Annotated in this window: 15 protein-coding genes; 6 read left to right on the top strand and 9 right to left on the bottom strand. The window is 62.5% G+C overall.

Annotated elements, in window-relative coordinates:
• Nucleotides 1-4: 4 nt before the first annotated feature.
• Together K3175_RS06190 and K3175_RS06185 are read right to left on the bottom strand one after the other, a co-directional pair.
• Nucleotides 5-2,350 carry an FtsK/SpoIIIE family DNA translocase gene (locus K3175_RS06190; protein ID WP_221542525.1) on the bottom strand — a complete coding sequence of 782 codons (2,346 nt, stop codon included), beginning with the start codon at nucleotides 2,348-2,350 and terminating at the stop codon, nucleotides 5-7.
• Nucleotides 2,351-2,405: 55 nt separating this feature from the next.
• Nucleotides 2,406-2,969, bottom strand: coding sequence for a thiamine phosphate synthase (locus K3175_RS06185; RefSeq protein ID WP_221542524.1), 564 nt, complete (start codon nucleotides 2,967-2,969; stop codon nucleotides 2,406-2,408).
• On the opposite strand from K3175_RS06185, the gene K3175_RS06180 reads away from it, so the two are divergent.
• On the top strand, nucleotides 2,968-3,630 hold the full coding sequence (locus K3175_RS06180; RefSeq protein WP_221542523.1) for a YggS family pyridoxal phosphate-dependent enzyme: 663 nt from the start codon (nucleotides 2,968-2,970) through the stop codon (nucleotides 3,628-3,630). The two genes, K3175_RS06185 and K3175_RS06180, sit on opposite strands and share 2 nt — an antisense overlap.
• Before the next feature lie 79 nt (nucleotides 3,631-3,709).
• On the opposite strand, the gene K3175_RS06175 is transcribed toward K3175_RS06180, so the two are convergent.
• The 3 genes from K3175_RS06175 to K3175_RS06165 all read right to left on the bottom strand — a co-directional run bounded on the left by K3175_RS06175 (nucleotide 3,710) and on the right by K3175_RS06165 (nucleotide 10,998).
• Nucleotides 3,710-6,463 (bottom strand): TonB-dependent receptor, encoded by a 2,754-nt coding sequence (locus K3175_RS06175; RefSeq protein ID WP_221542522.1) that lies wholly within the window; start codon nucleotides 6,461-6,463, stop codon nucleotides 3,710-3,712.
• A gap of 84 nt (nucleotides 6,464-6,547) precedes the next feature.
• A complete protein-coding gene (locus tag K3175_RS06170; protein WP_221542521.1) occupies nucleotides 6,548-9,307 on the bottom strand; it encodes a [protein-PII] uridylyltransferase in 2,760 nt (919 codons plus the stop codon).
• Nucleotides 9,304-10,998: a class I adenylate-forming enzyme family protein gene (locus tag K3175_RS06165; RefSeq protein ID WP_221542520.1), complete on the bottom strand. Its 1,695-nt coding sequence runs from the start codon at nucleotides 10,996-10,998 to the stop codon at nucleotides 9,304-9,306. Before K3175_RS06165 ends, K3175_RS06170 begins: the two co-directional genes overlap by 4 nt.
• A 175-nt stretch (nucleotides 10,999-11,173) precedes the next feature.
• On the opposite strand from K3175_RS06165, the gene lgt reads away from it, so the two are divergent.
• The 3 genes from lgt to K3175_RS06150 are packed head-to-tail and all read left to right on the top strand — an operon-like array spanning nucleotide 11,174 to nucleotide 13,573.
• Nucleotides 11,174-12,055, top strand: a complete 882-nt coding sequence (gene lgt / locus K3175_RS06160) for a prolipoprotein diacylglyceryl transferase (RefSeq protein ID WP_221542519.1) — start codon at nucleotides 11,174-11,176, stop codon at nucleotides 12,053-12,055.
• Nucleotides 12,052-13,107 carry a class I SAM-dependent methyltransferase gene (locus K3175_RS06155; RefSeq protein WP_221542518.1) on the top strand — a complete coding sequence of 352 codons (1,056 nt, stop codon included), beginning with the start codon at nucleotides 12,052-12,054 and terminating at the stop codon, nucleotides 13,105-13,107. Before lgt ends, K3175_RS06155 begins: the two co-directional genes overlap by 4 nt.
• Before the next feature lie 55 nt (nucleotides 13,108-13,162).
• Nucleotides 13,163-13,573 carry a DUF2147 domain-containing protein gene (locus K3175_RS06150; protein WP_221542517.1) on the top strand — a complete coding sequence of 137 codons (411 nt, stop codon included), beginning with the start codon at nucleotides 13,163-13,165 and terminating at the stop codon, nucleotides 13,571-13,573.
• A 13-nt stretch (nucleotides 13,574-13,586) separates the two neighbouring features.
• On the opposite strand, the gene K3175_RS06145 is transcribed toward K3175_RS06150, so the two are convergent.
• From K3175_RS06145 to K3175_RS06130, 4 genes are all read right to left on the bottom strand, one after another.
• On the bottom strand, nucleotides 13,587-15,122 hold the full coding sequence (locus tag K3175_RS06145; RefSeq protein ID WP_221542516.1) for an ABC transporter permease/substrate-binding protein: 1,536 nt from the start codon (nucleotides 15,120-15,122) through the stop codon (nucleotides 13,587-13,589).
• Nucleotides 15,119-15,886 (bottom strand): ATP-binding cassette domain-containing protein, encoded by a 768-nt coding sequence (locus tag K3175_RS06140; RefSeq protein WP_221542515.1) that lies wholly within the window; start codon nucleotides 15,884-15,886, stop codon nucleotides 15,119-15,121. Before K3175_RS06140 ends, K3175_RS06145 begins: the two co-directional genes overlap by 4 nt.
• Entirely contained in the window at nucleotides 15,883-16,377 is a 495-nt protein-coding gene (locus K3175_RS06135) for a hypothetical protein (protein WP_221542514.1), read from the bottom strand. Before K3175_RS06135 ends, K3175_RS06140 begins: the two co-directional genes overlap by 4 nt.
• A gap of 64 nt (nucleotides 16,378-16,441) precedes the next feature.
• Nucleotides 16,442-17,971 carry a PAS domain-containing protein gene (locus K3175_RS06130; RefSeq protein ID WP_345719327.1) on the bottom strand — a complete coding sequence of 510 codons (1,530 nt, stop codon included), beginning with the start codon at nucleotides 17,969-17,971 and terminating at the stop codon, nucleotides 16,442-16,444.
• 151 nt (nucleotides 17,972-18,122) lie between these two features.
• On the opposite strand from K3175_RS06130, the gene K3175_RS06125 reads away from it, so the two are divergent.
• Together K3175_RS06125 and K3175_RS06120 are read left to right on the top strand one after the other, a co-directional pair.
• Nucleotides 18,123-19,289, top strand: a complete 1,167-nt coding sequence (locus tag K3175_RS06125) for an isovaleryl-CoA dehydrogenase (RefSeq protein ID WP_221542513.1) — start codon at nucleotides 18,123-18,125, stop codon at nucleotides 19,287-19,289.
• Nucleotides 19,286-19,591, top strand: a complete 306-nt coding sequence (locus K3175_RS06120; protein ID WP_221542512.1) for an alkylphosphonate utilization protein — start codon at nucleotides 19,286-19,288, stop codon at nucleotides 19,589-19,591. Before K3175_RS06125 ends, K3175_RS06120 begins: the two co-directional genes overlap by 4 nt.
• Nucleotides 19,592-19,598 lie beyond the last annotated feature (7 nt).

Genomic DNA, 19,598 nt, shown 5'->3' with positions numbered 1-19,598 from the left:
GCCCTTAAATCGGGTTGCCGTCCTGGTCGCGGAAAATCTCGCGCCGGCCGACATGGTTGGCCGGGCCGACCAGCCCTTCGCTTTCCATGCGTTCGATCCATTTGGCCGCAGTGTTGTACCCTACGCCCATCTGGCGCTGGAGCCAGCTTCCGCTCGCCTTCTGGTTCTCGATCACGATCTGGCAGGCCTGGCGGTACTTGCGTTCTTCGGGATTGTCGCTCGCCGTAAATTCGTCCTCGAAATTGAAGCCGCCTTCCTCTGGCTCTTCGGTCACGGCATCGACGTAATCGGGCTTGCCCTGCTCGCGCCAGTGATCCGCCACGCGTTCGACCTCGTCGTCGGCCACGAAGGGGCCATGCACGCGCACTACCGCGCCCGTGTTGGGCTTGTAGAGCATGTCGCCCTTGCCCAGCAATTGCTCGGCGCCCTGTTCGCCCAGGATGGTGCGGCTGTCGATCCGGCTCGTCACCTTGAAGCTGATCCGGGTCGGCAGATTGGCCTTGATGACGCCGGTGATGACGTCGACCGACGGACGCTGCGTCGCCATGATAAGATGGATGCCCGCCGCGCGGCTCTTCTGCGAAAGGCGCTGGATCAGCACTTCGATTTCCTTGCCTACCGTCACCATGAGGTCGGCCAGTTCGTCGACGATCAGGACGATCAGCGGCAACGGTTCGTAATCGAGCTGCTCTTCCTCGTAGAGTTCCTCGCCAGTCTCCGGATCGAAGCCGGTCTGGACCCGGCGGCCGAGCGGAGTGCCCTTGGCCGCCGCCGCCCGCACCTTGTCGTTGAAGCCCGCGATGTTGCGCGAGTTGACGGAGGACATCATGCGATAGCGCTTCTCCATCTCCTCGACCGCCCATTTGAGCGCGCGCACCGATTTGGCGGGCTCGGTCACCACGGGGCTGAGAAGATGAGGGATGTCGTCGTAGGTCTTGAGCTCCAACACCTTGGGATCGATCAGGATCAGGCGGCACTCGTCGGGCGTGAAGCGATAGAGCAGCGACAAGAGAATCGCATTCAGCCCGACCGACTTACCCGAACCGGTCGTACCTGCGACAAGCAGGTGAGGCATGGCGGCCAGATCGGCGATAATCGGTTCGCCAGCGATGTCCTTGCCCAGGATCATCGGCAGGCTGCCCTTATGGTCGACAAAGGCGCTCGAGGTCGCCAGTTCCTTATAACTGACCATCTGACGGTCGGCATTGGGCAGTTCGATACCGATCACGGTCTTGCCCGGAATGGGCGACACGCGCGCGCTGATCGCGCTCATGTTGCGGGCGATGTCTTCGGCCAGGCCGACCACGCGGCTGGCCTTGATGCCCGGCGCAGGCTCCAGTTCGTACATCGTCACCACCGGCCCGGCGCGAACGGCCGTGATCTCGCCTTTCACGTTGAAATCGTCGAGCACATTCTCGAGCAACCGCGCATTGCGTTCGAGCGCAATCTTGTCGAGCTTGGCGGCCTTCTGTTCGGGCGCATCGGCAAGCAGATCGTTGCTGGGCAGTTCGTAATTGGCGAACATGTCGCGCTGTCTGGGCTTGGCAGTGCCCGATTGCACCGGCGCGGCAACGGGATCGGCGATTTCAGGCACGCGCCGGGCGGCCCTGGTCTCGCTCTCTTCGGCGGGCAGGTCGTCTCCGTCCTCGGCAACCGGCGGTTTGGCGCGCTTCTGCTTTTTCGGGCCCAGCGGCAAATCGATATCCGACAGCTGCGGGCGCCGCTTGAGGATTTCTGGCAGAGTGAAGAACTGCGCCCAGTCGATGGCGAAAACGCGCGTGACGAGCGCCAGTCCGCCGCCCAGCGCGACAAGGCCCAGGAGTGCGATGATCCAGCCCGAAAAACTTCCGCCGAAGCGCGTGGCCACGGCCTCGATCGCACCTGCGCCCAGCAGACCGGCAAGACCGCCCGCGCCCGCCGGAAACGGCCCCGGGCTTTCTTCCAGCAGCAGCGACACCACCGAACCGAGCAACAGCATGGCAAGCAGCAGCAGGCCGAATGTCGGCCACCATTTGCCAGGCGTCTCCTCCTCTTCGGGATCCTCCACCCCGGTCCACAGCCGGCGGGCGGAAATCCAGAGCATGGGCAGCAGCAGCAACGCGGGAAGGCCGAAGTAGAAGAGCGCACGTTCGGCGGCCCAGGCCCCGCTCGCGCCCATCCAGTTGGAAATCTCTTCGCCCGAAGCAGCCGTGGATACGCTGGGATCGGTCTGACTGTAACTTGCCAGCGCCAGGGTCAGAAAGACGAGTAGCGCGAACAGCGCACCGGCCCCGGCCATGTGGGTGGCGCGGCGCAGCGAACGGCGAAATGCCGCACGCCAATCGGGTCTGGCGCTTGCGCGCGAAGCCATGAAAATTCCCTTCTTCCGTCTTGAGGCCCAGTATGAGTCCAGCAGGACTCCTGCGTCAAGCAGCGTTCGCCGAAGCGAGTCCGTCGATGGCGCCCCAGCGCGGCCACTGCAATTGGGCGGCGCGATCCTGGGTCATCCCCCCGAGCGCAATCACCGGCACCGACGTCCGTGTAGCCAATTTGCGGAATGCGTCCACTCCCAGCGTGGGCGCGCCGGGGTGCGAGGCAGTCGGGAAGACCGGCGAAAGGAACACGCCGTCCGCGCGCCCTTCTTCCGCCGCGCGGATCTCGTCGGCATCATGGGCTGTTGCCAGCCACAGCCCCGTGCGGTCGCTGCGCTGCGCACCGTAAAAGCCGTCCGCACCCCACTCCCCGCTCCCGGCCTCATTGCCGGCGAGCACGACCGTATGGCCATGGCTGCGAGCCACATCGGCCAGCGTGTCGAAACGGCCCCGCCGGTGGGCGCCGGAAAGGTGATAGTGGCGGAAGACGAAGCCTGACCCCCGGGGGATATCTGCCAAAGCGCGTTCCAATCCGGCATCGTTCCGCAGGTCGGAAAGGAGCCAAAGCAGGGGCAGGGTCTGGCGCACGGTCATGCAATCGCTATAGCGCAGTGCCATGGAAAAGGCAGACACTCCGCTTCAATCGGTCCTTCACACCATTCAGGCCAGCTGCAAACGTGCGCGGCGCGATCCTGGCGAAGTTACTCTGGTCGCGGTTAGCAAGCGCCATTCCGCCGCCGCCATCGAACCGCTGCTGATCGAAGGGCAGCGCCATTTCGGCGAGAACCGAGTTCAGGAAGCGCAGGAGAAATGGCCCGCTTTGCGCGAAGAACATCCCGGCGTTCGCCTTCACCTTGTCGGCCAGCTTCAATCGAACAAGGCAGAGGACGCCGCGGCTCTGTTCGACGTTATCCATTCGCTCGACCGGCCGAGCCTCGTGAAAGCGCTGGCCAAGGCCTTCGACAAGACCGGCCGACAGGTCCCCTGCTTCGTGCAGGTCGATGTGGGCGATGAGCCGCAGAAGGGCGGTTGCCCGGTAGGCGAGGTGCCGGACTTGCTACGGCAGGCACGCGATGCGGATATCCCGCTAGCGGGGCTGATGTGCCTGCCCCCTGCCGAGATCGAGCCTGCGCCCTTTTTCGCTTTCCTCGACAAGCTGGCTCGCGACCACGGCCTCGACGGCCGGAGCATGGGTATGAGCGGCGATTACGAGACTGCCATCATGATGGGCGCCACCCATGTGCGCGTGGGCACCGCGCTCTTCGGCGAGCGCGACTAGGGCCGACACGCGTCTTTCCCGCTGAAGACACAAAAAAGGGCGCCCGAAAGCGCCCTTTTCTGTTTCATGTGGACTACGCTCAGAATTCTGCGCGCAGGGTAACGCCGTAAGTGCGTGGTTCCGCAAGGAAAGCAGAGTAGGTCTGCTGCTCGGCCACGAACGGAGTATTGAAGGCAACCTGCGAATAGTTCTGGTCGAACAGATTGTTCACCCAGCCTTCGACCGAGAAACGATCGGCGATATTGGTGATGCCGACGCGGTAGTTCACCAGCGTATAGCCGTCCTGTTCCTTGCCGTAGAGCAAGTCGGAACCGGTGTTGTAATCGCTGGTCGTGCGGGCGTTGATGTAGAACAGGCCCTTCATGCCGCTGGTGCCGATGTCCGGTGTCCAGGTGAGCGAGCTCGTCGCGACCCATGCCGGGGCGTTCGACATCTGATCGCCGGGAAGCAGACGAAGTGCCGGATCCAGCGGGGTGCCATCTTCGCTACCCACCAGATTGTCGGCGAATTCCGTATCTGCACGGGTCAGGCCCACGGTGAAGATAAGCGAATTGGCCGGACGCAGGTTCGCTTCGAATTCGAAGCCCTGCGAAACCACGCCGGGGGCGATGTTGTCGGCATCGCAGGCGCCGGTGGTGCCACTGTTGTCACGATCGAGCCCGCCGAGATCGGTATCGCAGCCATTGATGTTCTGAACCACGAAGACCGAACCGTTGAAGGTGTTCAACTGGAAATTGCTGAACTCCTGACGGAAGAGCGAAAGGCTCGCGCCCCACATGCGCTCCTGGTATTTCAGGCCGATTTCATAGGCATCGACCGTTTCTTCCTCGAACTGCAGCGCAGCAGGATTGATCGTGTTGACGTTGAGTGCCACCGGCAGCGCAAGCGCCGAACGGTCGAGGTTGTAACCGCCTGCCTTGTAGCCGCGCGAATAGGATCCGTAGACCAGCAGGTCGTCCACCGGCTTCCAGCTGAGGATCGCAGTGCCCGTGAATTCATCCTCGTCACGGCTGTCTTCGAGCGTCACGCCGTCCAATTCTGACGTCGAATTGCCCTGGCAGGACAGCGAGATGATGCCGCCGGCAAGACCGGCGAGGCTCGGCACAGCGAGCAAGCTGCTGAGAAGTGCGCGGTTCTGCGGGCAGATGACGTTGTCATTGGCGAAGGATGCGTCGAAATCCTTGGTCTCGTTGGTGTAACGAAGGCCAAGGGTCAGATCGAGCGTATCGGTGATGTGAAAGATATTGTGCGTGAAGAGCGCGAAGTTCTCGCTCGTCTGGTTGTAGACGTCGCCCGTGCTTCCGAGATCGTTGATCTGAGAAAGCCGGTCGAGGCCTGCGAAGATCAGCGGCGTGGCCGGCCCGAAAGCTCCTGCACCGCCATTGGCACCCTGAAGCACAGCACGGCCGCCTGCGCCGATACATCCGGTTGCCAGCGGATTTGCTAGCGCCGGATTGACGGCATTGACGACGCGGCAAGGCGCAAACGCGCCATATTGCGTGCCGAAGCGAAGATTGTCGCGGGTCTGCAGGTCTTCGTTGGCGTAATAACCGCCAACCAGCCAGTCGAGACGGTCGTTGAAGACCGTTCCGTTGAGACGCAGTTCCTGCGTGAAGGTCTTGAACTCACGCGCACCGGCGAAGTCGCCCGGGGCACGGTAGAGAATATCAACCTGGGTGTAATCGGTGTCGGACGCCTGGGTGTTCTCATATTCGCGATAGGCGGTGATCGAGGTCAGCGTGGCGTTGCCGAAATCCCAGTTCAGCTCGCCCGAAATGCCGTAATCCTCGGTCGAGCCAGCATAGCTGCGGCCCGGCGTGACGTAGATATTGCGGTTGAAGGTCGACTGGTTGAGCGCTGCCGGGTTCTGACCGAGGCCGAGCAAGATCGGGATAATCGGGTTGGCAGGGTCGGTCAGTGCCGGCGTCGCCGTGCCCGGATAATCGAATTTCGCATCGGCAGAAGTCGGCGGCAGATCGTCGCTCAGCCGGGCCAGCGGGGCGAAGCTTGGCTGCACGAAGGTCGCCGCGCAGCACGCCTCGTCCTTCTTCGAATAATCGCCGACGAGGCGGAAGCTGATGGAATCGGTGGGCTCGAACAGCGCCTGGGCGCGGACGAGATAGCGATCGCGATTGTTGACGTCGGTGTCGTTGATCACGTCATTGTAGAAACCGTCACGGCGGAAGAAGACGCCGTCGACGCGGGCGGCGACCGTATCACCCACAGGAGCGGTCACGCCGCCTTCGACGCGGATCGCATCGTAATTGCCATAGGTGAAATTGGCATAGCCGCCGAAATCGAATTCGGGCTTGGCCGTGTAGATCGAGATCATTCCGGCCGAGGAGTTACGGCCGCCCAGCGTGCCCTGCGGGCCGCGCAGGATTTCGATCCGGTCGAGCGGACCGAGCTCGGACAGTGCGTTACCCGAACGCGAGCGGTAGACACCGTCGACGAAGACCGCGACCGAGCTTTCGAGGCCCGGGTTGTCGCCCACGGTCCCGATGCCGCGGATACGGGCCGAACCATTGGCTTCATTGCCGGTCGAGGAGACCAGCAGCGAGGGCGCGACCTGGTTGAGTTCGCGAATGTCGCTGGTGCCGGAATTCTCGAGCGTTTCCGCCGAAACTGCCGAGATCGCGACGGGGACATCGGCAAGATTTTGCTCGCGTCCCTGTGCGGTCACGACGATCACCGGCGTGGTGCTGTCGACATCGGCATTATCGATCATGTCGCCGTCGTCGGCGGTCGACTGGGCCATGGCGGCCTGCGGCAGTAATGTGAAACCCGCGCCAAGTATCGCCAGCGCGCGCAATGATAGCGTAGTCGTCCTCATGGGAACCCTCTCTCCTGGTATTCTCTCGACCGATTCGATGCCGGATTTGCGCCACTGACGCAACATTCTTTCTGCAAACGTATGCTAGGCTTCTTCCAACCGTGCCTGCATTGCATCACCCGCCGCCTCTACCAGCCGGGCTTCGAGACGGTTCTGCCGCTCCCCCTCGGCGAGCTTGTCACCCGTCAGATCCGTAACGTAAAACGTATCCGCGGCGCGCTCGCCGTAATTGGTCACGTGGGCCGAATGGACCACCAGCCGCTGCTCGAAAAGAACCCGCGCCAGCCTGTTGAGAAGTGCCGGGCGGTCGCGCGCATTGACCTCGATCACGGTGAATCGATTCGATGCCTTGTTGTCGAACAGCACCCGCGGTGACACATCGAACGCCTTCGACCGGCTGTGCGGCAGCGGGCGCTGGGCCAGCTTGGGCATCAGGTCGATCCGGTTGGCCAGCGCATCGGCAATGCTTTTCTTCAGCCGTTCGAGCTGCTGTTCCTCGCGGAAGGGCGCGCAATGCGGGTCCTGCACGAGGAAATTGTCCATCGCCCAGCCGGTGCGCGAGGTATGGATGCGCGCGTCGATGATATTTCCGCCGGCCAGATGGATTCCGCCCGCAATGCGGTAGAACAGTCCCGGATGATCGGCCGCGATCACGGTGACGAGCGTGGCCCCGCGCGCTTCATAATATTCGCAGTGGACCGAAAGTTCGTGCTGCATCTTCCGTGCGGCATCGTAATGCACCAGATTGAGCGCGGCGATATCGACCGGTTCGGCGATCCAGTAGGCATCGCCGAAACTGTTGCCATGCTCCTCGACCAGCGCAGCCTTGTCGCCCAGCAGCCGGGCGACCTCGGCCTTGCGCGCGGCGACCTTTTCCTTGCGCCCGTGCCGCATGTGGCCGAGCCGCAGCCGCTCGGCCGAGGCATCGTAGAGTTCGCCGAGCAGTTGCCCCTTCCAGCTGTTCCACGTGCCCGGCCCCACCGCGCGGATGTCCACCGCGGTCAGGATCGCCAGATGCCGCAGCCGCTCGATGCTCTGCACCTGGCCGACATAATCCTCGATCGTCTTGGGATCGGTCAGATCGCGCTTCTGCGCCGTGTGGCTCATGAGCAGATGGTTGAGCACCAGCCAGGCCACCAGCTCGGTCTCGCCGTCGGACAGGCCGAAACGCGGGCACAGCTCCTCGGCGATTTCGGCGCCGAGTTCGGAATGATCGCCCCCGCGGCCCTTGGCGATATCGTGCAGCAGCGCCGCCACATAGGCGACCCGGCGCGAATTGACCTTGTGAATCAGCCGCGTGGCGCGGGGATGATCCTGCTTCAGCTCGCCCTTCTCGATCTGGTTGAGCAGGCCGATGGCGCGGATCGTGTGCTCGTCCACCGTATAATGGTGGTACATATCGAACTGCATCTGCGCATTGACCTTGCCGAAATCCGGGACGAAGCGCCCGAAGACGCCGGTCTCGTTCATCCAGCGCAGCACCATTTCGGGATCGTTGCGCCCGCACAGCAGATCGAGGAACAGCGCGTTGGCGCGCGCATCTTCGCGAATGGCGGCATCGATCAGCTTGGCGTCGCGCCCTGCCTGCCGCATGGTTTCGGGATGGATTTCCAGCTGCTCGGCCTCGGCCAGCTGGAACAGCTCGATCAGCCGCACCGGATCCTTGGCGAACCAGTCGTCGGACGGCGCGGCGATCCGGCCGCCGAAGACGCGGTAACCCTTCACCATGCGCGGCTTGGGCTTGAACCCGGCAAAGAAGCCCCGCCTCGCCGAACGCTGGGCCAGATCGTCCTCGATATGGGCCAGGAACACGCCGGTCAGGCTGCCGACGCGCTTGGCCTGCAGGAAATAGAACTGCATGAAGCGTTCGACGGCCCGCTGGCCGGGCCGGTCTGCAAAATTCATGCGGGTCGCGACCTGGCGTTGCAAATCGAAGGTCAGGCGGTCTTCCGCCCGCCCGGTGATGATATGCATATGGCTGCGAACGGCGAGCAGGAAGCGTTCCGCCCTCCGGAAGCTGCGATATTCATTCCGCGTCATCAGGCCGACATCGACCAGTTCCGACGCGCTCGACACCCGGTGAATGAACTTGCCGATCCAGTAGAGCGTCTGCAGATCGCGCAGACCGCCCTTGCCGTCCTTGACATTGGGTTCGACGACATAGCGGCTGTCGCCCATCCGCTTGTGCCGCGCATTACGTTCGTCCAGCTTCTGAGCCAGAAAGGCGCGCTCGTTCCCGCGCACCACGTCGCTGGTATACCGGCGGCCGCCTTCGGCATACAGGTCGCGGTCGCCCCACACATAGCGACCCTCCAGCAGGGCGGTGCGGATCGTCAAATCTTCCTTCGCCAACCGGATCGCTTCGTCGATCGTGCGGGTGGAATGCCCCACCTTCAGCCCCAGATCCCACAGGATATAGAGCATGGCCTCGACCACCTGTTCGCACCAGGCATTGCGCCGCTCGCCCACCAGAAAAGCGATATCGACATCCGAATGCGGCGCCATCTCGCTGCGCCCATAGCCGCCGACCGCCATGATCGCGAGCCGTTCGCCCGCGCTGCGATTGGGCGCGGGATAGGTGTGCTGCGTCACATATTCGTGGATCACGCGCACCAATTGGTCGATCAGAAAGGAATAGCCGCCAGCAATGGCATGACCGGCCGAAGGCTGCGCCTCCAGCCGGCTTTCCAATTCCCGCCGTCCGCCTTCCAGCGCCTGCTTGAGCAGGTCGACCACCGACTGGCGCGATTTGTCGCCATGCTCCTGCGCCAGCGCTTCTATCCGGGACGCGATCTCGCGCCGGTCGAATATCTTGCGCTGGTTGGGGATGGCGGGCGTAGTCAAACCGCAGTGATGCTCGGTGCGTAGGTTGCCTTCACGGCGCGCTTGTCGACTTTCTGCGTGCCGAGGCGCGGCAGATTGTCGCTCGCCCGCCACACATGTGCCGGCACCTTGAAGGATGCGATATGTTCGCGCAGGTAATCCTGCAGTTCGTCGGGCTGCAGATCCTGCCCCTTATGGGTGAAATAGACCGCTGCCGGGATTTCACCCAGCCGTTCGTCGGGAACGCCGAAGACGCTGCATTCGGCGACGGCGGGATGCGCATAGATCGCTTCTTCCACCTCGATGCAGGAAATGTTCTCGCCCCCGCGGATGATGATGTCCTTCTTGCGGTCGACGATGAACAGATAGTCGTCCGCATCGAGATAGCCCAGATCGCCGGTGCGGAAATAGGCATCCTTGGTATAGGCCGCCTCGGTCGCTTCCTCGTTCTTCCAGTAGCCGAGGAAATTGGCTGCGGTGCGGATGCACACCTCGCCCACTTCGCCCGATGCCAGCTTGTTTCCGTCATCGTCCATGATGGCCATGTCGACCAGCGGCTTCGACGGCATGCCCGTGGAACCGGGCTTGGCCATGTAATTCTCGTTCAGATTGCCGCAGCCCACCGCATTGGTTTCGGTGAGACCATATCCCAGCAGCGGGAAACCATCGGGAAATGCCTGCTTGATCTTGGTCACATGCTCGGGCGGGCGCGGCGCGCCGCCGGCGGCAAAGCTCTTGCAGCTCGACAGGTCGAAACTCTCGCGCTCGGGATGGGTGGCCATTTCGTAGCTCATCAGCGGAACGCCCACGAAATAGGTGATCTGTTCCTCTTCCAGCAGGCACAGCGCCTGACGCGGATCCCATTTCGGCATCAGCACCAGCTTGCGGCCCAGCGCGAAGCTTTGCAGCAGCAGCGGGATTTCGCCGGTGACATGGAACAAAGGCACTGCGACCAGCGCGCTGGGCTGGACCGTCGGCGCCTCGCCCCGCTCGGTCAGGATCTGGAGGATCATCACCGTCTGCGCGACATAATTCATCGTGCCCGACACCACGCCGAGATGATCGGAATAGGCGCCCTTGGGATTGCCGGTCGAACCCGAGGTATAAAGGATCGTGGCCAGATCGTCCGGCCCCAGTTCGCCGAGCATCTTCATCGCCGTATCGCCTTCGGCCCAGATCGGCTCCAGCCCTTCGGCGGGAACGCCGTGATCGAAGACCACCACCTTGGCGGAAATGTTCTCGCCTTCCATGCGTTTGGCGCGCTGCGGATCGGCCAGCACCAGCGAACAGTCGCACAGATTGATGCCGTAGGCGAGTTCCTCGCCCGTCCACCAGCCATTGAGCAGGGTGGCACAGCCGCCCGCCATCAGCGTGCCCATATAGGCGATGATCCAATTGGCCGAATTGCGGGCAGCAATGCCCACGCGGTCGCCCTTTTTCAGGCCGTGCTTCGTCACCAGGCCGTGGGCCACGCAGGCGGCGGCACCATAGACCTGGCCGAAGGTCAGCCGCAGATCGCCATCGACAAGGAACAGCACGTCCTTTTTCTCATTCGCGAAATGCGCGAAATAATGCGCCACGCTGGGTGGGGCATTCTTGAAGGCGGGCATTTCCACACCGCGGCGCATCGTGGGGACGGTTTCGAACATTTGTCCGGGCGCGGTCACGGCGCTGGTGAAACGCTGGATATCCTTGTCGAGTTCAGTCGGCATTGTCGTGGTATTTCCTCTCCATTGTCTGCCCGGACATATGCATACGCTATTCGCCGCCATGGGACGAAAAGAGATGCGAGACAGGCTTTCCCCAAAAGGCCTGCTATGCCAAAAGCCGCATCCGAAACGGGTCGCGCGTGTCGGCCTTCGCGATATTCTCTAAGGGGATAAAACCTTGCTGTCACTACTGGCCGCGACTGCGGCTGCACACGAACCGATCCAGTGGGCGGAGCTTGGACTTCGGCCCTATCTGTTCGAAATCGGCAGTTTCCAGCTCCGTTACTATTCGCTGGCGTATCTGTTCGGCATCCTGTTCGCCTATTGGCATCTGTCGAAGATGATCAAGGCGCCCGGCGCCCCGCTGGCGCAGCGTCATGCAGACGATCTGTTCTTCTACGGCACTTTGGGCGTGATCCTTGGCGGACGGCTCGGCTATGCTGCCTTCTATCAGCCCGAACTGTTCGGCGGCGTCGAACTGTTCCAGCTGTGGAACGGCGGGATGAGCTTCCATGGCGGCGTGATAGGCGTGCTGGTAGCGATCAGCTGGGTCGCCTGGCGCGGCGGGCTGAACTGGCTCCGCGTGTGCGACTATGTCGCGGTCAACGTCCCCATCGGCTACATGCTCGGCCGCATCGCCAATTTCATCAATGGCGAACTGTATGGCCGTCCGGTGGAAGGCGATGTTCCCTGGGCGATGGTGTTCCCCGGCGGCGGCGATGTCGCGCGGCATCCCAGCCAGCTGTACCAGGCGGGGCTCGAAGGGCTGCTGCTCGGCATTCTCCTGCTCGCGCTGTTCTGGAAAACCCGCGCCCGCTATCGCCCCGGCCTGCTGGTGGCGATCTTCACCATCGGCATGGGCGTCGGCCGCTTCGTCAACGAATTCTTCCGCGAACCGGATGCGTATCTTGCCTATGTCGTGACCGAAACCGGGCTGTCGCGCGGCCAGTGGCTGTCGCTGCCGATGATCGCGGTGGGTATCGCGGTGCTGATCTATGCGCTGGTCAGGTCTCCGGTGAGCAGCGCAGGAAAACCGGCTTCCCAGCCCCGGACTGCATGACGGGCGGCATCCAGCCGACCGATCTGGCGGCCACCTTTCGCCGGCTGATCGAGCGGCACGGCCCGATGCCCGTGTCGCGTTACATGGGCGAAAGCAACGCGCGGTATTATACCAGCCGCGATCCGCTGGGGGCGCAGGGGGATTTCACCACTGCGCCCGAAATCAGCCAGATGTTCGGCGAAATGGTGGGGCTGTGGCTGGCCGATCTGTGGAGCCGTTCCGGTAGGCCCGATGCCGCCTATGTCGAACTCGGCCCCGGGCGGGGGACGCTGGCCCGCGACGCGCTGCGCGCCATGGCGAGTACGGGCCTCAACCCGCCGGTGCATCTGGTCGAAGGCTCCGACGCGCTGCGCGGCGCGCAGGCGGCCGCGCTCGGGGCGCCGCAGTTCCACGATACGATCGACACTCTGCCCGAAGACCGCCCGCTCTATATCGTCGCCAACGAATTTCTCGATGCGCTGCCGATCCGGCAACTCGTGATGACCGATAAGGGCTGGCGCGAACGGATGGTGGCGCTCGACGGGGACGGTTTCGTCTTTGCCGCCGGGCCCAGTCCGATGGACGATGCCGTTCCGGCCCAACAGCGCAGCCAGCCGGTCGGCACGGTAATCGAGACCTGCCCCGGCGCAGCGGCAACGGTGGCCGGGATCGCGCAGCGGATCGACGTTCAGGGCGGCGCGGCCTTGTTCATCGATTATGGCTATCTGGAAGCCCGTACCGGGGAGACCATGCAGGCGATCCGGCGCCACGAAAAGGTCGGCCTGTTCGATGCGCCGGGCGACATGGATCTCACCGCCCATGTCGATTTTGCCACGCTGGCAAAGGTCGCGGCCCGGGAAGGCCTTGCCGTCGCCACCGCCGCCCAAGGGTCCTGGCTCACCGCCATGGGAATTGGCCTGCGCGCTCAGTCACTTAGCAGCAAAAGCCCCGCCCACGCCAAGGCCATTTCCGAGGCCCACGACCGCCTCGTCGCCCCCGCCCACATGGGTGACCTTTTTAAAGTTATGGCGCTCACGCCGCGCAATGCGCCGCGCGGAGCCGGCTTCGGCTAAGGTTCATCCATCCCCTCTCACAACCCCGCATCATGCACTCATGCAAGGACATCAGATGAAGAAAGCACTCGCATTCGCCGCGCTCGTCGCCGCCTCTCCCCTGCTCGCCGCTCAGCCAGTCGATGGCAAATGGCTGACCGAGGAGCGTAACGCCGTGGTCACCATCGGCGATTGCGGCAAGACCGTCTGCGGCCGCATTTCCAAGTTCGTCGTCACGCCGCCGCAAGGGCTCGACCAGCGGGACACCAGGAACAAGAATCCCAAGCTGCGCGATCGCAAGCTGCTGGGCATGCCGATCCTCACAGGCTTCACGGACGATGGGGACGACTGGCGCGGCGAGATCTACGATCCTAAGAGCGGCAAGACCTACCGTTCGACCATCCGCCGCGTGAATGCCAACACGCTGGAAGTGAAAGGCTGTATTGGCCCGTTCTGCAAGACGCAGACCTGGACCAAGGCCCGCTGATAGAAGCTTGGACCTAGAGGCCCGCGCGCTGTGCCAGAAGGCGTGCGGCCTCGTTGAACGAAAGCTTGTCCTCCTCGCGGTCGACCGAATAGTTCGCCGCGCGCATCGCGCCAACATCGATCGCGCCGATCAGGGGCTGAAGCGCCGAAACGACAGCTTCGTTCTTTCCCGCTTCCGGACTTAGCAACAGCACGGCATCGTAATTCGGGAAAGCGCCTTCCGGATCGGCCAGGACCGTCAGCTTGTCCGCCTCGATCCGCCCGTCCGAGGTATAGGCGCCGATCACATCCGCCTCGCCTGATCGCAGGGCGTTATACATGAAGGTCGGGGAAAAATTGCGCTGCTCGCCAAACCGCAGGCCGTAGGCATCTCGAACTGCAATCCATTCGGGTCGTTCGAAAAACTCGGGATCGCCGCCAACCGTCATTTGCGGAGCCACTCGCGCAAGATCTGCGATAGAATTAAGCGACCTTGAGCGTGCGGTGTCTTGGGTGACAGCCAGCCCGTACGCGTTCTCGAAGCCAAGCCGGCCCAGCACGCGCATGCCGGTATTGGCCTCTTCCCACTGCACAATTTCATCATACATCGCCTCGCGGGGAAGGTTGTCTTCCCGCTTCATCTGGTTGGCCCAAATGGTGCCGGTATAATCGACGTATATATCCACCCGTCCTGTCGCCGCCGCGCTATGGGCAATGGCCGAACCGAGCCCGTCGCGATACTCGACCTCGAACCCGCTTGCTTCAAGGCGCTGGCCAATGAGCCGCGCGAGCACATATTGCTCCGAGAAACTCTTGGCCCCGATGACGATACGCTCGTCTTCATTACCGCCGAATTGCGCGAAAAGCGCTGCCACCACGCCAAGCGCGACGGCCACCAGCCCCCCGACAGACAGGGCCCGGCGCCGCTCGCGGAAGCCGCGCTCGATTATGCCCAGCAGAGTATCCGCAAGCATGGCGAGCGCCGCACTGACCAAACAGCCTGCCAGAACTAACACCCAGTTCTGCGTCTGGAGCCCGGCGAAGATAGGATCGCCGAGGCTCTTCTGCCCGATCGTGGTGGCGAGCGTCGCGGCCCCGATCGTCCACACGGCGGCGGTGCGAATGCCGGCCATGATGTAGGGCGCGGCGAGCGGAGCTTCCACTAGGAGGAGACGCTGGCGAAGTGTCATGCCGACGCCCTCAGCAGCTTCGATCACACCGGGGTCCAAATTGGCCTGAGCCGTCACGGCGTTCCGTAGGATCGGGAGTAGTGCATAGAGGGTGAGCGCAAGCAGCGCGGGCAGAAAGCCCAATGTCGGCAAGCCGTTCCCGAAAACCGCCCTCAGGCTGAGCAGAACGGGGAAGAACAGCGCCAGCAGTGCTAGCGCAGGGATAGTCTGCACCAGACTGGCGAAGGCGAGCGAGATCCGAGCTACCCGCTCGGAGCGACTGGCCCATACGGCCAGCGGCAAGGCCACCGTGATCCCCAGCGCAATCGCGGAGGCCGACAGAAGAACGTGCGCGGAGAGTTGATCCTGCAATCCAAGAATTGCATTCCAGAGGTCGTTCATCGTGCAAGCTCTGCCAAGCGAGTGGCCTGATGACGTGGGACTGCGACAAGTTCCTGTGCGACCTCACCGCCTTCACCTGCCACGAGCGCTTTCGGGGTCTCGTCTGCCACGACCCGCCCCTTGTCCATCACCAGAACCCGATCTGCCAGCAGCAAGGCTTCGGCCATGTCATGGGTGACCATTACTGTCGTGAGACCAAGATCTTCGTGAAGAGCCCGCACCCTCTCACCCAGCGCATCGCGGGTGACAGGATCGAGCGCACCAAAAGGTTCGTCCATCAGCAGCAGTTCAGGCCCGGCGGCAAGGGCGCGGGCAACACCGACACGCTGGCGCTGCCCGCCGGACAGGGCATCGGGCATTCTTTTGACTAACGCGGCATCGAGTTCAACGAGAGCTAGCAGTTCCTCGATCCGATCGCGTCGAAGCTTTTCGCCAGCCAGCCGCGGTCCGATGGCGATGTTCTCTGCCACCGTCATGTGAGGAAAGAGCCCGATCGACTGGAACACATAGCCGACGCGCCGGCGAAGGGCGGGCATCGGTTTGGCCGTTACGTGTTCCCCTGCAAAGAGAACCGTGCCCGACGTAGGATCGACAAGACGATTTACCGTTTTCAGGAGCGTCGACTTGCCTGATCCACTGGCACCGACAAGCGCGACAAATTCGCCGCGCATAATAGTGACCGTTACATCCGCGACTGCAATTGTTGAGCCGTAATTTTTGACGATCCCCTCGAAGACCAGCGCTTCTGGAGGGGCTGCGGTCACTGCTCTTCGCTCTCTTCAGCCTCATCGGCTTCGCCGACTTTCGGCGACTGATAATCGACACGCTGCAGTTCGATCCGGCGCTCCCCGGGACCGGTAGCGATTAAGGTGCCATCTTCCATACGGCCAGGCGTCCAACACCGTTCAACTCCGTTTTCGGCGTCGGGCAAGAAGCACAGCTCCTTGCGATTATCCACTTCGGCGTAGGTCCAGCTACCCTGTTGCCAAGGATCGCCATTGCGAAGATCGCGATAGGTCCCATCGCGATCGAGCATGGTGGTGTAACGCGCGCCGTCTTCGGAAACACTGCGCCAGGCAGTGTCCGCGAATGTCGGCGGCCCGTTCGAAGAGTCATTACCGGCGTCGGGTTCTGCAGGCGTCGCCTCACTCTCAACCTCTGCCATCGGATCGTCCTGCGCGGGAGTGCAGGAGGCTGCGGACAGGCCCGCGAGGATGGCGACCATCACGAACAGATTGTCTGAGTTGCCGCGCAAACCGGCCTCCTTTCGGCATGGAATGCCGCCATAGAAAAACAGCGGCCGCTTGGCGAGAGCGGGTTCAAGTTCCGAGCGACGAAAGAGGGAACGCGATCTGCACATCCAGTCCCTCCTCGGAAAACGATCGGGAGAAACTGCCGCGCAGCTGGCCTTCTATCGCCATACGCAACATGCGCGAACCGAAGCCTTCTCTGGATTCGCTGTCGCCATTTTGGGTGCTCGTGGAAGATTCACGCCAGAAAACGCAGACCTCGTCGGCGTCGCCGCAGGGCAGCTTGATCTCGATCGAGACTTTGCCATCCTCGATCGACAAAGCTCCGTATTTCGCCGCATTGGTCGCCAGCTCGTGGAAGATCAGCGCAAGCGGGGTCGCGGCCCGCGCGCCGATATCCACATCGTCGCCGGAAATGAGCACACGCTCGCCTTTTCCGCCCTCGTAAGGAGCAAGCAGATCCGTCAGCAAGCCTTGTAGCTTGTCTGCCCCGCGGCCGTCACCGGGGCGGACATAGTCATGCGCCGTGCCCAAAGCCCGAATAGCGGAATTGAGATCGTCAGCGAACTCTTTGACCTCGGGCATGCCGCGAGATCGAAGCGCGATAAGTCCCGAGACCACCGCGAAAATATTCTTGATCCGGTGCGATAGCTCGTTCGCCAGCAGATCGCGCGCTTCCGAAAGACGATAGGCGCGGTCGATATCGATGATGGTTCCGAACCACCGGACCTCGTGATCTTCACGGGCGACAGGGACCGCACGCGCCTGCACCCAGCGATATTCGCCATCAGCCAGTCTCATACGCCACTCGTCTTCGAACAGGTTTTGCCCGCTCAGCGCTGTACGCAAGCGCTCGAGAGCCCGATCCTGATCTTCAGGATGCAGAGCCGCCCGGCAATCCCCGACGCGCGTCGGAGCGTCGAGACCGGTTACCTCTTTCCAGCGCGCGTTCACATAAGTGAAGTTTCCTTCCCCATCGCTCGTCCACGCTATTCCCGGCACGCTGTCGATCATGTCGCGCAAGTCGGCCTCGCGCCGTTCCACAGCCGCGATCGCCGATTGACCAAGCCGCAGTTGGGACATGCGCCGCATCGTCGAGCGGGCGAGAACCGCCATTCCCTCGGTCTGAAACTCCGTCAAACCACCTGGCCGCGGCTTGGTATCGATTACGCAGAGAGCCCCTAGAGGAGCCCCTTCCGAGGAGATGAGCGGGAAGCCGGCATAGAACCGCAGGCCCATCACCCCCGTCACCAACCCATTTTCAGAGAATTTGGGGTCCTTTGTCGCGTCTTCGATGACCAGCGGCTCGTGCTGCAACATCGCGTGAGCGCAAAAACTGTCGGACCGCGGCGTGCCATCCCGGTTCAGCCCGGTCTGCGCGAGAAAAACCTGACGGGTCCGCTCGACCACGGTGACTGATGCATAAGGGACATTGCACAGCTTAGCCGCGAAATCCGCGATCTGCTGCAATTCGGGGTCTTGAGAAAGCGCTTCTGTCCCGTACGACGCGAGTACGGAAAGGCGGTCATCCTCGCCGCAAAAAGCAGGATCGGGATCGCGCCCTTCGGGCCAGAGGATTGTCTCGTCTTTGTAAATCACTGTTGAGCGGTCCCTAATCGAAATTTCCGCGCGGGACAAAGAGTTTAACCTTCACCTCTCCGAAGCAGGAGTGAAGGGGTTTGCCCGATGCGCCCTGCTCGGCTACGGGCCTGCTCGCATACGAATTTTCGCGAGGCATGAAGGAGAGACTATGCGCGCGACCCCCGATTTCGATTTCCAGCTTGGCGAGAGTGCCGAGATGATCCGTGACAGCGTTTCGCGCTTCGCCGACGAACAGATTGCCCCTCTCGCCGAAAAGGTCGATCGCGAAGATTGGTTCCCGCGCGATTTGTGGCCAGCAATGGGCGAACTGGGCTTGCACGGCATAACCGTTTCGGAAGCTGACGGCGGGCTGGGCCTGGGCTATCTCGAGCACGTTATCGCGGTAGAGGAAGTCAGCCGCGCGAGTGCGTCTGTCGGGCTTAGCTATGGCGCGCATTCCAACCTCTGCGTCAACCAGATCGCTCGCTGGGGCAACGATGCTCAAAAGGCCAAATACCTTCCGAAGCTGATCAGCGGCGAACATGTCGGCAGCCTGGCCATGAGCGAGGCGAGCGCCGGATCGGATGTCGTGTCGATGAAATCCAAGGCCGAGAAGGTCGATGGAGGTTATGTCCTCAACGGCACCAAGTTCTGGATCACCAATGCGCCCTATGCCGATACCTTGGTCGTATATGCCAAGACCGCACCGGAAGCGGCAAGCCGCGGCATTACCACTTTCCTGATCGAGAAGGATTTCGACGGTTTCTCCATCGGCCAGAAGATCGAGAAGGTAGGCATGCGTGGCTCGCCCACTGCAGAACTGGTATTCGATGACTGCTTCGTTCCGGAAGAAAACGTGATGGGCCCCGAAAACGGCGGCGTGGGCGTGCTGATGAGCGGCCTTGATTACGAGCGTGTCGTTCTGTCGGGGATACAGCTTGGCGTGATGCAGGCCTGCCTCGACACGGTCATCCCTTACCTTCGCGAGCGGACCCAGTTCGGCAAGCCGATCGGCAGCTTCCAGCTCATGCAGGCCAAGGTCGCCGATATGTATGTCGCGCTGCAATCGGCCCGTGCCTATACCTATGCCGTGGCTAAGAGCTGCGATGCTGAGAAAACCACGCGGTTCGATGCGGCGGGCGCAATCCTGCTCGCATCCGAGAATGCTTTCCGCGTGGCCGCAGAGAGCGTCCAGGCACTGGGCGGCGCAGGCTATACGCTCGACTGGCCGGTCGAACGCTACATGCGCGATGCCAAGCTGCTCGACATTGGCGCAGGTACCAACGAAATCCGCCGGATGCTGATCGGGCGCGAACTGATCGGGGCCGCAGGATGAGTGCTGACGAAGACTATGTCTACGACGAGGAAAGCGGCGAATGGATGCCCGCTTCCGAACATGCGGCGAAGCAGGCGGCCGCTGACACAATAGAGGTCCGCGACGCAGTGGGAAATCTGCTCGCCGATGGCGACCAGGTGACGCTGATCAAGGATCTTGAGGTCAAAGGCGCAGGCCAGACGCTGAAGCAGGGCACGCTGATCAAATCGATCCGCCTGACCGGTGACCCTCAGGAAATCGACTGCAAACATCCCGGTATCAAGGGCCTCGTCCTGCGCGCCGAATTCGTGAAAAAACGCTGAGTCCAAA

The sequence above is a fragment of the Qipengyuania aestuarii genome (assembly GCF_019711535.1).
Classification (GTDB): domain Bacteria; phylum Pseudomonadota; class Alphaproteobacteria; order Sphingomonadales; family Sphingomonadaceae; genus Qipengyuania; species Qipengyuania aestuarii.
The sequence above is the reverse complement of the archived record's forward strand: the minus strand, read 5'-3'. Positions and strand labels throughout refer to the sequence as shown.

Excerpts from the sequence above, each read along its gene's own strand:
- K3175_RS06150 (WP_221542517.1), top strand. The coding sequence starts at position 13,163 with ATGAAGAAAGCACTCGCATTCGCCGCGCTCGTCGCCGCCTCTCCCCTG.
- K3175_RS06155 (WP_221542518.1), top strand. The coding sequence starts at position 12,052 with ATGACGGGCGGCATCCAGCCGACCGATCTGGCGGCCACCTTTCGCCGG.
- K3175_RS06180 (WP_221542523.1), top strand. The coding sequence starts at position 2,968 with ATGGAAAAGGCAGACACTCCGCTTCAATCGGTCCTTCACACCATTCAG.
- K3175_RS06175 (WP_221542522.1), bottom strand. The coding sequence starts at position 6,463 with ATGAGGACGACTACGCTATCATTGCGCGCGCTGGCGATACTTGGCGCG.
- K3175_RS06190 (WP_221542525.1), bottom strand. The coding sequence starts at position 2,350 with ATGGCTTCGCGCGCAAGCGCCAGACCCGATTGGCGTGCGGCATTTCGC.
- K3175_RS06165 (WP_221542520.1), bottom strand. The coding sequence starts at position 10,998 with ATGCCGACTGAACTCGACAAGGATATCCAGCGTTTCACCAGCGCCGTG.
- K3175_RS06185 (WP_221542524.1), bottom strand. The coding sequence starts at position 2,969 with ATGGCACTGCGCTATAGCGATTGCATGACCGTGCGCCAGACCCTGCCC.
- K3175_RS06145 (WP_221542516.1), bottom strand. The coding sequence starts at position 15,122 with ATGAACGACCTCTGGAATGCAATTCTTGGATTGCAGGATCAACTCTCC.
- K3175_RS06120 (WP_221542512.1), top strand. The coding sequence starts at position 19,286 with ATGAGTGCTGACGAAGACTATGTCTACGACGAGGAAAGCGGCGAATGG.
- K3175_RS06125 (WP_221542513.1), top strand. The coding sequence starts at position 18,123 with ATGCGCGCGACCCCCGATTTCGATTTCCAGCTTGGCGAGAGTGCCGAG.